Below are 10959 nucleotides of genomic sequence, written 5' to 3'. Positions count from 1 at the left end.
TCCAAGAGCAACAGGACCGTCGACAAGTCCCAGTTTCCCTTGCAGACAAGGCACTTTCGCATCACCACACCCCGTGTCGCCCCACCAGGTGTGAAAGACCGAGGTTAACGTGATCAACGTGGACTTCACCTCGTGCCGGGAGAGGGTGCAGTCCACGTCGGTGAGGTGAAGCTCCGCCGTCGACCCCTCGGAGCGCAACACGTGAACGTCCCCGCCCGGACGTGCCGGACGGGGACGCGTGAGAAAGAAGTGGGGCTCGGTCGGGGGAGCCCTCATTTCTCCCGACCGAGCCCCGGTGAGGTGCCACGTAACCCCCCCGAGAGCTACGTGGTCTCTACATGGGCAGCGGCGGAACCTCCACACCAAGCGACGCGAGCAATGCGGTAACGGCGCTCAGTAGTCCGGAAAGCAGACCCATGAACCCCCCTTTCGGCCGGTGTCGAGCATCTTCTGATCATCACTGGTTGTGATGATTGCTTGCTCTGTGTAGTCAATGTAGGACCTTCGATCCGGCTTGGGAAGACCTCGCGCGAAAAAAGTTGATCATGCTCCGTCAGGGTCCCCTGGTGCGGCCGGACCGCGTGGGGAGGTCCCCGCCCTGGTCGATGCGGTCCGCTTCGACCGAGCCCTTGTCGTCCGCGTCGCCTCGGACGACGACGTTCTCGCCCGGCTCGAGATCGTCGACCGAGGCGGTGCTGCTGACCCGCACCTCGGTCTTGTCGGACGCGTTGACCTTGACCGTCTTGCCGTCGGGGGTCTTCACATAGACCGTGTTGCCGTCGATCCGCTCGATCGTGCCGAGCGTGACGCCGGCCCCGTCCACCATCGCGGACTGCTTGGTGAGCGGCGTGCCGCCGGGGCCGCCCGCCTGCGGGCCCCCGCCGGTCAGCCGGCTCACGCCGATGCCGCCGACGAAGCCGAGCACGAGGACGAGCACACCGGCGAGGGCGAGGGTCAGCGTGGGCAACCGGGAACGTCTGGGCGCCGGGGGTGGCGGCGCCGCCGGCCCCTCGTCCGGCGGCGCCGCGCGGTCGGGTTCGTCGAGTGGTGCGGTCATGGGTGGTTCTCCTCCCAGGCGTGGACGGACGGCGTCATTCGTAACGGAGGGCGCGGATGGGTGGGAGTGCCGCTGCCCGGTTGGCCGGGTACCCGCCGAAGAAGACCCCGATGGCGAGGGACACGCCGAGCGCGGCGATGACGGACGCCGGGACGATCTCCGGCTGCACGCCCATGATCGTGAAACGGCTGCCGGCGACGCCGAGCACGATCCCGAGCACACCGCCGAGCAGGCTGAGCAGCGTCGCCTCGGCGAGGAACTGACCGAGAACGGCGCCGCGGGGTGCGCCCAGTGCCTTGCGGATGCCGATCTCGCGGGTTCGTTCGGTCACCGTGACGAGCATGATGTTGGTGATCCCGATCCCGCCGACGAGCAGGCTGATCGCCGCGATCGCCGCGAGCAGCACGGTGAACGTCGTCGTCGCCTGCTGGCCGGTCTCCTGGATCTGCTGCTGGTTGAGGATCCGGTACGGCGGGTCGCTGGGATCGGTCACGTCGAGCTGCTGGTCGAGCACTGCCGTGATCTCGGCCTCTGCGAGCCCGACGGTCTCCGCGCTCGTCGCCTGCACCACGAGCTGGTCGACCGGGCCGTAACCGGTCATCGCGTCCTGGACGGCCGACAGCGGGGCGACGACGGAGTCGCTGGTGTCGGAGAAACCGGCGCTGCCCTTGTCCTCGAGCACGCCGACCACGAGGAACGGCATGCCGGCGATCGTCACCTGGCGGCCAACGGGGTCGGCGATGCCGTACAGCTCCTGCGCGACGGTCGCCCCCAGGACGACCACGTGGCTGCGGTCCTCCTGCTGCGCGGACGTGAACGCCTGTCCGTTCGCGACCGGACTGTTCGTCGCCTCGAAGTAGGACGGGACCGTGCCGATCACCTGGGCGTCGTAGCTCACGTCGGCGTTGACCAGCGTCTGGTCGGACATCACCTGCGGCGTGACGCTCCGGACGTCCGGCGTGTAGTCCTTGTCGCCGAGCGCCTCCACCAGCTCGGGCGTGAAGCCCGTGTCGCTGACGCCGGAGCCGCCGCCGCTGCTCATCACGGTGAGCGTGTTGGTCCCGAGCTGGTCGATGCTCTCCTGCACCTGTCGCGCCGAACCGGTGCCGACGGCCACGAGCAGGATGACCGACGCGACGCCGATGAGCACGCCGAGCATGGTCAGGACGGAGCGGAGCTTGTTGGCGAGCAGGCCGTGCAGCGCGGACCGCATGACCTCGAAGAGGTTCATCGCGCACCGCCTGCGGCCGCGAGGCGGACGGTCGGGGCGTCGTCGACGACACGGCCGTCGCGGAGCGACACGACGCGTCGCGCGTGCTGCGCCACCTCGGACTCGTGGGTGATGACGACGACGGTGCGTCCGGCGCCGTTGAGCCGATCGAGCATCGCCAGCACCTCGGCCGAGGAGTCGGAGTCGAGGTTGCCGGTGGGTTCGTCCGCGAGGATCAGCGCGGGATCGTTGACGAGCGCCCTCGCGATCGCCACCCGTTGCTGCTGCCCGCCGGAGAGCTCGTTCGGCCGGTGCCCACCGCGGTCGTCGAGGCCGACGGAGGCGAGTGCCTCCTGCGCGCGGGTGCGGCGGCGGCGCGTCCTGACGCGCGCATATACGAGGGGGAGTGCCACGTTGTCGAGCGCCGTCATCCGCGGCACGAGGTTGAACGCCTGGAAGACGAAGCCGATCCTGCGGTTGCGCACCACGCCGAGCGTGTGTGCGTCGAGCTCGGCGACGTCGGTGCCGTCGAGCAGGTAGCGCCCTGCGCTGGGGACGTCGAGGCAGCCGAGCAGGTGCATCAGCGTCGACTTGCCCGAGCCGGACGCGCCCATCACGGCGACGTACTCGCCGCTCCCGATCCGCAGGGTCACGCCGCGCAGGGCGTGGACGGCGGTGTCGCCGGCGCCGTAGACCTTGGTGAGGTCGTGGGTCTCGATGACGTTGGTCATGGCTTCTGCACCACTCCCGGCTTGTCGCCGGGCCCGACCCGCCTGACCTGTGGCTCGCCGCCGCCGGTCTGCTGCGACGAGCCCCCGGTGGAGTCGGCGAGGACGACCTTGTCGCCCTCGGACAGGCCGCTGCTGATCTCGGTGAACGTGTCGCCCTTGACGCCGGTCGTCACCGGCGTCGACACCGACCTGCCGTCGCGCAGCACGTTGACGCTCGCCTGGTCGCCGCTGCCCTGCAGGGCGATCGTCGGCACGTACACGACGTCGGTGGCGCGCTGCGTCACGACGGAGATCGTCGCGGTCTGCCCGACCTTCAGGCCCTTCGGCGGCTTGGTCAGGCTCACTCGGACGTCGTAGCGGGTCACGCCGTCCTCGTTGCTGCCGGTGAGGCCGATCGAGCCGACCTTGCCGGAGGACTCGGTGTCCGGGAGGGCGGGGAACGTCAGGGTCGCGTTCTGCTTCGTCTTCAGTTTCGCGGTGTCGGCCTCGGCGAACGACGCGTCCACCACGAGGTGGTCGAGGTCACCGAGGACCACGAACCCGCTCTCCAGGTCGAGGTCACCGGACGAGCCGCTGCCGTTGCCGGTGTCGCCCGTGTCACCGGTGTCGCCGGTGTCACCCGAGTCGCCGGTGTCGCCGGATCCGCTCGACCCGCTGCCGGACGCGGAGGACCCGGCGGTTCCGTTGACCGCGAGCACCGTGCCGGACATCGGTGCGGTGAGCTTGGTGGCGTCGAGGTCGGCCTGAGCCTGCGACACCTCGGCCTCCGCCATGTCGACGTTCGCCTGGGCCGAGGCGACCTGCGAGTCGCTGGGGTCCTGGTCGGAGTCGTCGAGCTCGGCCCGTGCCTCCTCGGCCGCGGTCAGCTTCGACTCCGCGGCGGTCAGTGCCTGCTGCGCGGCGGTGTCGTCGAGGCGGGCGAGCACGTCTCCCTCGGCGACCTCGTCACCGGCCTTCACTCGCACCTTCTCGACGGTGCCCGATGTGCCGAAGTCGACGTTCGCGCTCCGCGAGGGGCCGACGGTGCCGCTCGCCGAGACCGTCGCCTCGACCGTGCCGCGGGCGACCGCCACCGTGCGCAGGTCGCTCGCATCGGCGTCGCCGTCGTCGCGGAAGAGCAGCAGGTACCCGCCGGCGGCGGCGACGACGAGCAGGACCGCCAGGGAGGCGTTGACGATGACGAGGCGACGCGTGCGCTTGTTCACGACACCGGAGTCTTCCGGCGCCGGCTGGTGCCGGCCTGCGCGTGACCTGGGAGTTCCCCGAGGACGCCGGGGTCCCCGGCGGGGGCTGACGCCACCGTTGGGGTCCCCGGTGGGGGCTCCGGTCACCGTTGGGGACCCCAGCTGGGGTGATCACCACGACCCGGCGCTCCAGGCTGCCCGGTCAGTCGGCGATGTGCCCGCCGGCTCGCGCTCGCCGGTGGACGGAGTCCGTGACCCAGGAGCGCCCCGGCTCACGGCTGGGGGCGTTTTCGCAGTCCGTGCGCTCTGTTGCGCCCGCGGTGACCGATCCGGCAGCATGCGTCCGGACGACGATCACCGCTCGGGGGAGGCCATGTGTCGGCGCTCGATGACCTACAGGCGAAGGCACAGGCTGCGAGAGATGCGCTCGACGCACCCGAGGGCGTGGTGTCCGAGCTGGACTCCGACACCAGCGACGTGGCCGGGCAGTTCTTGGCGCTCGGCTCCGAGACGCCCGCGCTAGTACTCCAACAGGCAAGCAGTGACGCGCTGACAAGCGCACGGGAGCACATCTCACAGGCGCGGAGCGCCCTGGACGACTACGTGACTGCCTGCGAGCAGGCAAAGGGCTCGGGTGGCGCTTAGCTGCCGCGAGGCTCAGGATCCCTAGCAACTACATACCAGGGTGCGACCACCGGGCATCCGACGTCGCCGAACGCCGACCGCGCGAATCTCGACCGGCGCAAGTTCGTCGCGTACTCGATGGCGCCAGAGAACCCGCGCAGCCGTGGCAAATGGAAGGCGTGGGGGCAGCTTGGCTACGACGTCCACAACGCGCGAGACCAAGCGGCAGACGACGTCACGAGACAAGTCCAAGCGCAGCTCGCAACCGCGCCAGTAACGCCGGGCAAGCCCAGCGAACACGGGCGGCGTTTCGAGACCGAGTACGAGATCGTCGGCCCGAACGGCCGACACGGCACCCTCTTCGCCGTCTGGCAGGTCGACCACGGAAGTGACGCACCGCGGCTTCTGACAAACTTGCTCAAGGTCCACCAGGAGGGTCACCGATGAAGGCAGCAGCAGACGCGATGATCCGCACCACGGTCGACGTCACCAGCGACTTCCGTCCAGAGCGGACCATCCCCAGCGGCACGGAAGGCCACGTCCTCGAAACCTACGACTCGCCGCGGGAAGGGTACGCCGTCGAGCTGCAGATGGGCGACGACGACATCGAAGTCGTCACCCTGCACCCCGACCAGTTCGAGGTTGTGGAGTAGTACTCGCCTGCAGGGATCAGGAGTTCCCCGAGGACGCGGCTGTGCCGGTCGGTCAGTCGGCGGTGTGGCCCGCAGGCTCGCGGTCGTCGGTGGGCGGCGGTGGTGATGTGGGGGAGCGGCGGTGTCGCGAGATGCCGAGGCAGGCGAGTCCCGCGGCGGCGAGCACGGCGATCGGCACTGCGAGGGTCGGGTGCATGGCGTCGACGTACGCCTGGACGAAGACGTCGTGAGCGAGCCTGCCGACCTGCTCCGCCGTCTGCGGGTCGAGGTCCTTCGGCAGGTCGATGTCCGCGCCGCTCTGGCCGGTACCGAGCTGGAGCCCGCCCGAGGCGGCCCGGTCGAACCCGTCGACGAACCTGTCACGGAACGGTGCGGGTAGCTGGGCCGCGTGGGCCTGTGCCTGGTCGTGCAGCGCGGACGCGAGCCGGTTCTGCAGCACGGCGCCGACGACCGCGCCGCCGATGACGCCGCCGAGCTGGCGGATCGTGTTCTGTACGCCGGAGGCCGATCCCGCGAGTCGTGGCGGGATGTCGCGCATCGACACGGTCTGCAGCGGCGCGAAGATGAATCCCATGCCGAGGCCGGCGACGAGGAGCCCGGCGAGGAAGTCCCAGCGTCCGGAGTCCGGTCCCGTCGTCGCCACGACCGCTCCGATGCCGCCGGCGAACAGCAGCAGGCCTGCGACGAGAAGGTACTTGCCACCGATCCGGTCGGCGAGGCGTCCGGCGAGCGGGGCGAGCACCATCGCGACCAACGGCATCGGCGCGATGGTGAGTCCCGCCTCGAGCGCGGTGAGGTCGAGCACGGTCTGCAGGTAGATGGTGAGCGGCAGGAAGATGCCGAGCATGCCGAACGTGAGGGCGGCCGCGACGATGCTGGTGAGCGTGAAGTTGCGGTCGCGGAACACCTCGAACGGCAGCAACGGCTCGCTGCGCTGCACCCGTTGCCAGACGGCGAACGCCGCCAGCAGCACGACGCCGAGCACGAGGACGGCGGGGATGCTGACGAACCCTCGGATCGTGCCCCAGTCGTAGCGCTCGCCCTCGAGGAGCCCGTACGTCAACGCCGTCAGGCCCGCGGACGCGAGGGCGACGCCGAGCAGGTCGAGCCGGTGCTTGCGTCCCGGACGCAGGTCGGGCACGAGCACGACCGCGAGCACCAGGGCGATGACGCCGACGGGCAGGTTGACGAAGAAGATCCAGCGCCAGTCCCACTCGGTCACGAGGTAGCCGCCGAGCGTCGGGCCGGTCACCGTCGCGACGCCCGCGACGGCACCCCAGATGCCGAACGCCGCGCCGCGTCGCTCCCGCGGGAAGATCGTGGTGAGGATCGTGAGGGTCTGCGGTGTCAGCATCGCGCCACCGACACCCTGCACGGCGCGGGCGGCGATGAGCTGGCCGGGGCTCTGCGACAGCACGCACGCGGCCGACGCGACGACGAACACGACCAGGCCGGCCATGAACATTGTGCGCGGCCCGACGATGTCGCCGAGCCGCCCGGCGCTGATGAGCAGGACGGCGTAGACGAGCACGTAGGCGTTGACGACCCAGAGCGCCTCGTCGAGCGAGGTGCCGACCTTGTCGATGATGTCGGGGATCGCGACGTTCACGATCGTCGTGTCGAGCAGGATCATGAAGAACCCCAGGCACAGCGCGATGAGCACCGCCCAGGGGTTGCCGCGGATGCCGCCCCTGGTGGGCGGGCCGTCGGGAGAGGGCGTCATCGTGCGGTCTCCTTCGCCTCGGGGTTCGTGGGCGCCTCGCGCCTGGGCCAGGCGGTGGGCTTGTCCATCGGGGCCAGCCGGCCGGTCGCGAGGTCATCGGTGAGTTCTCGTACCCACGCGGCCTCGGCGTCCCAGAGGGTGAGGAGGTACTCCGCCTCTACGATCGCGATCCGTTCGAGACCGTGCTCGCGCAGCCCGGTGACGATCGCCCGCAAGTGGCCGATCTCCTGGTCGAGCTCTCTGGTGCGTTGCTGGAGGAGTTCGACGGCCTCGTCGCGGGGGACGTGCTCGAGGAACGCGAGGCCGGCCATGAAGCGCGGGTACTCCCGGTCGTGCCGGCCCAGCAGCGACCGCAGCCGTTCGCGCAGCTCGGCGTAGCCCTCCTCGGTGACCGCATAGATGGTGCGCTCGGGACGCTTGCCCTCGCGGACGGTCTCCTGCGCGGTGATGTATCCGGCGTCGCGCAGCGCGTCGACGACCGAGTACAGCGAGCCGTAGTTGAGCCGGATGCTGTGCTCGATCCCGCGCACCCGCATCTCGCTCGCGATCTCGTACGGATGCATCGACCGCTCGGAGAGCAGGGCGAGGACGGCGAGCGCGAGCGGGCTCGCCGCGCTGCGGCGTACGGCCATCGGGCCTCACTCCATCCACTGGCGGCTGACAGCTGACGACCATATATCCGAACTCGGATATATGGCAAAGGAATGCCGTGACTTGACGAAATAACAGTGTCATGATGACACTGTTATCTATGACGGAGACGTACTCGCTGGAGGAGCTGGCCGACGGAGTCGGCCGGGCGCTCGACGCGCTCCGGCTCGGCGTCCCCAACGCCCGCGTCCGCGCGCGGCCCGACCCGAGGACGATCCGCTACTACACCCAGCTCGGCCTCGTCGACCGGCCGCTCCCGGCGGCCGGTCGGCAGGCGCGGTACGGGCGGCGGCACCTCCTCCAGGTGGTCGCGGTCAAGCGGCTGCAGGCCGCGGGCGTCAGCCTCGCCGAGATCCAGCGCCGCCTGACCGGGGCCGCCGACGAGGAGCTGTACGCCGCGATCGGCCCCGGCGCGGAGGCGGTGTTCGCGGACCCCACGCCCCGCGCGGACGCGGGCGGTGACGGTGCTGGCGAGCGGCCGGTGGCGGCGCGGTCCGCCGCGTTCTGGCGTGCGGCGCCGAACCCGACACCGGCGGACCCGGCACTTCCCGCCGCGGGCGCGCGGCCGGACGTGCGGCGCCAGCTGGTCGTACCGCTGGCCGCGGGGATCGAGCTCTCGGTCGACCTGGGCACCACCGATGACGCCGCCGTCGACCCGGCGACGCTGCGTGCGGCCGCGGAGCCGCTTCTGGACCACCTGCGCGCCGCCGGCGTGCTCGCCATCGACGTGTGAGGAGACGGATATGACGGTGACGGGAATCGAACCCACCGACCTCGGTGTGTGTGGTCGTCTCGGCGACGAACACGGGGCACTGCCGCTGACGGCGGTCGAGATCGAGGGCGACGTCTGCGAGCTCGTGGCGACGACGACCGTGCGCCAGACGTTCCGCAACACCCGCGACACGGCGCTCGAGGCGACGTACGTCTTCCCGCTGCCCGACCGCGCGGGCGTCACGTCCTTCGTCGCCGACCTGGCTGGGCGCGTGGTCGAGGGGCGGCTCGACGAGCGCGGCCGGGCCCGCCAGGAGTACGACGAGGCCGTGGCGGCGGGGCATCGCGCCGCGATCGCCGAGGAGGAGCGTCCCGGCGTGTTCACGATGCGGGTGGGCAACCTGCTGCCAGGCGAGGAGGCGGTGGTCACCCTCACGATGACCGGACCACTGCCGGTTGACGACGGCGTCGCCGAGTACCGCTTCCCGCTCGTCGTCGCCCCGAGATACGTCCCCGGTGTGCCACTCGGCGGCGCCGACGTGGGCACCGGCGTCGCGCGCGACACCGACCGCGTGCCCGACGCCAGCCGCATCACCCCGCCCGTCCTGCTACCGGGACAGGAGAGCCCCGTCGCGCTCTCGTTGCGGGCGACACTTCGCGTCCCCGGCCTGGCGACCGCCGATCTCGCCTCGACCCTGCACAACGTCGAGACGCGGGAGGCCGACGGCGCCGTCGAGGTGGAGCTGCGGCCGGGGGAGCGGCTCGACCGCGACGTGCTGCTGCGCTGGCCCGTCGCCGCCGACGTGCTGCGGACGACCGCGCTCGTCACCGTCGACGGCGACGGTGACGCGGCGGGTGGGACGTGGCAGGTCACCGTGGTGCCACCCGCGCCGCCCGCGACGAGCCGTCCGCGCGACGTCGTCGTGGTGCTCGACCGCTCCGGCAGCATGAGCGGCTGGAAGATGGTCGCGGCGCGCCGGGCGGCCGCCCGGGTGGTCGACACGCTCGGCACCCGGGACAGGTTCGCGGTGCTGGCGTTCGACAACACCGTCGAACGACCGCCGGAGGCGGAGGGACTCGCCGCGGCAACCGACAGGTCGCGGTGGTCCGCCGTCTCGTGGCTCGCCGAGCTCCAGGCGCGCGGTGGCACCGACCTGCTCGCGTCGCTGCGGGAGGCGGTCGGGTTGCTGGCGGACGACTCCGGCGAGTCCCGTGACCGGTACGTCGTCCTCGTGACCGACGGCCAGGTGGGCAACGAGGACGAGGTGCTGCGGGCGCTGCAGCCCGCGGCCGGGCGGGTCAGGGTCTTCGCGCTCGGCATCGACCGCGCCGTCAACGCCGGGTTCCTGCGCCGGATCGCGTCGGTCGGCGCCGGTCGGTGCGACCTGGTGGAGTCCGAGGACCGGCTCGACGGCGTCGTCGCGGACCTGCACCGCAGGATCGCGCCGCCCGTGGCCACCGGACTCACGGTGACCGCGGACCGCGTCGAGCTGCTCGCGGACGAGACGGCGCCTGGTCGCGCGCCCGACCTGTTCCCTGGCGTGCCCGTCACGGTGGCCGGACGGTTCGCGGGGAGACCCGCGGGCGACGTGCGCTTCACTGTCACGGCCGACGGCCTGACGGAGCGGGTGACCGCGACGACGGTCGACAGCATGGCGGTGCGCACGGTCTGGGCGCGTGCGCGGGTCCGCGACCTCGAGGACTCGTACGCGTCGGCGCGACCCGGCGACGAGGAGCTCGCCGACCGGATCGTCGCCGTGTCGCTGGCCCACGGCGTGCTGAGCCGGTTCACGGCGTTCGTCGCGGTCGACCGTGACCGCCGAACCGGCTCGACGTCACCGCAGCCGGTCACCCAGCCGGTCGAACTGCCCAGCGGGTGGGCGCCCCAGCCCGCGGGTGGCGCGATGCCGATGATGGCCATGCGGGCCGCGACCGACCTCGCCGCACCCGCCGCCGGCCAGGCGTTCGGCCACGCTGCGCCAGGTCCGGCGCGTGCGCAGGGACGGCGCGGCGGTCGTGGGCGGGAGTCGGTTGCGGTCCCGCCGGTCACGGACACGTACCGGCCGCGGGTCGAGGAGCTGCTGGAGCGGCTCGACCGGGATGACCACGACGCGCTTGCCGCCGACGTCGACGTGCTCGTCGACGACCTCGTCAGCGTCGGGGCGCCGGACGCGTGGTGCGACGCCCTGCGCGACCTCGCCCGCGCCCTGCGCGGCGAAGCGGGCGCCGACCTGCCGTCCGCGGTGCAGGCGGTCCGCGCCCTGCTGGCGGACGGCACGCAGGGCACGCGGGGTGGCGACCGGCGGGCCCGCTTCTGGCGGACCTGACACCAGGCGGACCCGGCCCCCCCACTTGACATGGCACTACCGGCGACGAACTAGGGCATTACCGTCATTCGACCAGGTAGTGCCATGT

At 71.5% G+C, this 10959-nt stretch carries 10 protein-coding genes; 4 read left to right on the top strand and 6 right to left on the bottom strand.

The window, feature by feature from the left end; translation table 11 throughout:
• Positions 1–553 precede the first annotated feature (553 nt).
• The 4 genes from GEV10_19760 to GEV10_19745 are packed head-to-tail and all read right to left on the bottom strand — an operon-like array spanning position 554 to position 4344.
• Positions 554–1057 (bottom strand): hypothetical protein, encoded by a 504-nt coding sequence (locus tag GEV10_19760; protein MQA80684.1) that lies wholly within the window; start codon positions 1055–1057, stop codon positions 554–556.
• Positions 1058–1091: 34 nt separating this feature from the next.
• Positions 1092–2288, bottom strand: coding sequence for an FtsX-like permease family protein (locus tag GEV10_19755; protein ID MQA80683.1), 1197 nt, complete (start codon positions 2286–2288; stop codon positions 1092–1094).
• Positions 2285–2998 carry an ATP-binding cassette domain-containing protein gene (locus tag GEV10_19750; GenBank protein ID MQA80682.1) on the bottom strand — a complete coding sequence of 238 codons (714 nt, stop codon included), beginning with the start codon at positions 2996–2998 and terminating at the stop codon, positions 2285–2287. Before GEV10_19750 ends, GEV10_19755 begins: the two co-directional genes overlap by 4 nt.
• The gene (locus GEV10_19745) at positions 2995–4344 is read right to left on the bottom strand and encodes a biotin/lipoyl-binding protein (GenBank protein ID MQA80681.1); all 1350 of its coding nucleotides are present in this window, start codon (positions 4342–4344) and stop codon (positions 2995–2997) included. The genes GEV10_19750 and GEV10_19745 overlap by 4 nt, the downstream gene beginning before the upstream one ends.
• 213 nt (positions 4345–4557) lie before the next feature.
• Here GEV10_19745 and GEV10_19740 point away from each other — a divergent pair, with 213 nt between their 5' ends.
• Together GEV10_19740 and GEV10_19735 are read left to right on the top strand one after the other, a co-directional pair.
• Positions 4558–4827, top strand: coding sequence for a hypothetical protein (locus tag GEV10_19740; protein ID MQA80680.1), 270 nt, complete (start codon positions 4558–4560; stop codon positions 4825–4827).
• Positions 4828–5249: 422 nt separating this feature from the next.
• Positions 5250–5459 (top strand): hypothetical protein, encoded by a 210-nt coding sequence (locus GEV10_19735; GenBank protein MQA80679.1) that lies wholly within the window; start codon positions 5250–5252, stop codon positions 5457–5459.
• Positions 5460–5511: 52 nt separating this feature from the next.
• Here GEV10_19735 and GEV10_19730 read toward each other — a convergent pair whose 3' ends face one another.
• Both GEV10_19730 and GEV10_19725 read right to left on the bottom strand, forming a co-directional pair.
• Positions 5512–7182, bottom strand: coding sequence for a DHA2 family efflux MFS transporter permease subunit (locus tag GEV10_19730; protein MQA80678.1), 1671 nt, complete (start codon positions 7180–7182; stop codon positions 5512–5514).
• On the bottom strand, positions 7179–7814 hold the full coding sequence (locus GEV10_19725; GenBank protein ID MQA80677.1) for a PadR family transcriptional regulator: 636 nt from the start codon (positions 7812–7814) through the stop codon (positions 7179–7181). The genes GEV10_19730 and GEV10_19725 overlap by 4 nt, the downstream gene beginning before the upstream one ends.
• Before the next feature lie 119 nt (positions 7815–7933).
• On the opposite strand from GEV10_19725, the gene GEV10_19720 reads away from it, so the two are divergent.
• Positions 7934–8566 carry a MerR family transcriptional regulator gene (locus GEV10_19720; GenBank protein ID MQA80676.1) on the top strand — a complete coding sequence of 211 codons (633 nt, stop codon included), beginning with the start codon at positions 7934–7936 and terminating at the stop codon, positions 8564–8566.
• Entirely contained in the window at positions 8472–10871 is a 2400-nt protein-coding gene (locus GEV10_19715; GenBank protein MQA80675.1) for a VWA domain-containing protein, read from the top strand. The genes GEV10_19720 and GEV10_19715 overlap by 95 nt, the downstream gene beginning before the upstream one ends.
• Positions 10872–10959: the final 88 nt, after the last annotated feature.

The sequence above is a fragment of the Streptosporangiales bacterium genome, assembly GCA_009379955.1.
Classification (GTDB): Bacteria; Actinomycetota; Actinomycetes; order Streptosporangiales; family WHST01; genus WHST01.
This window is presented reverse-complemented; position numbering and strand designations above follow the sequence as displayed.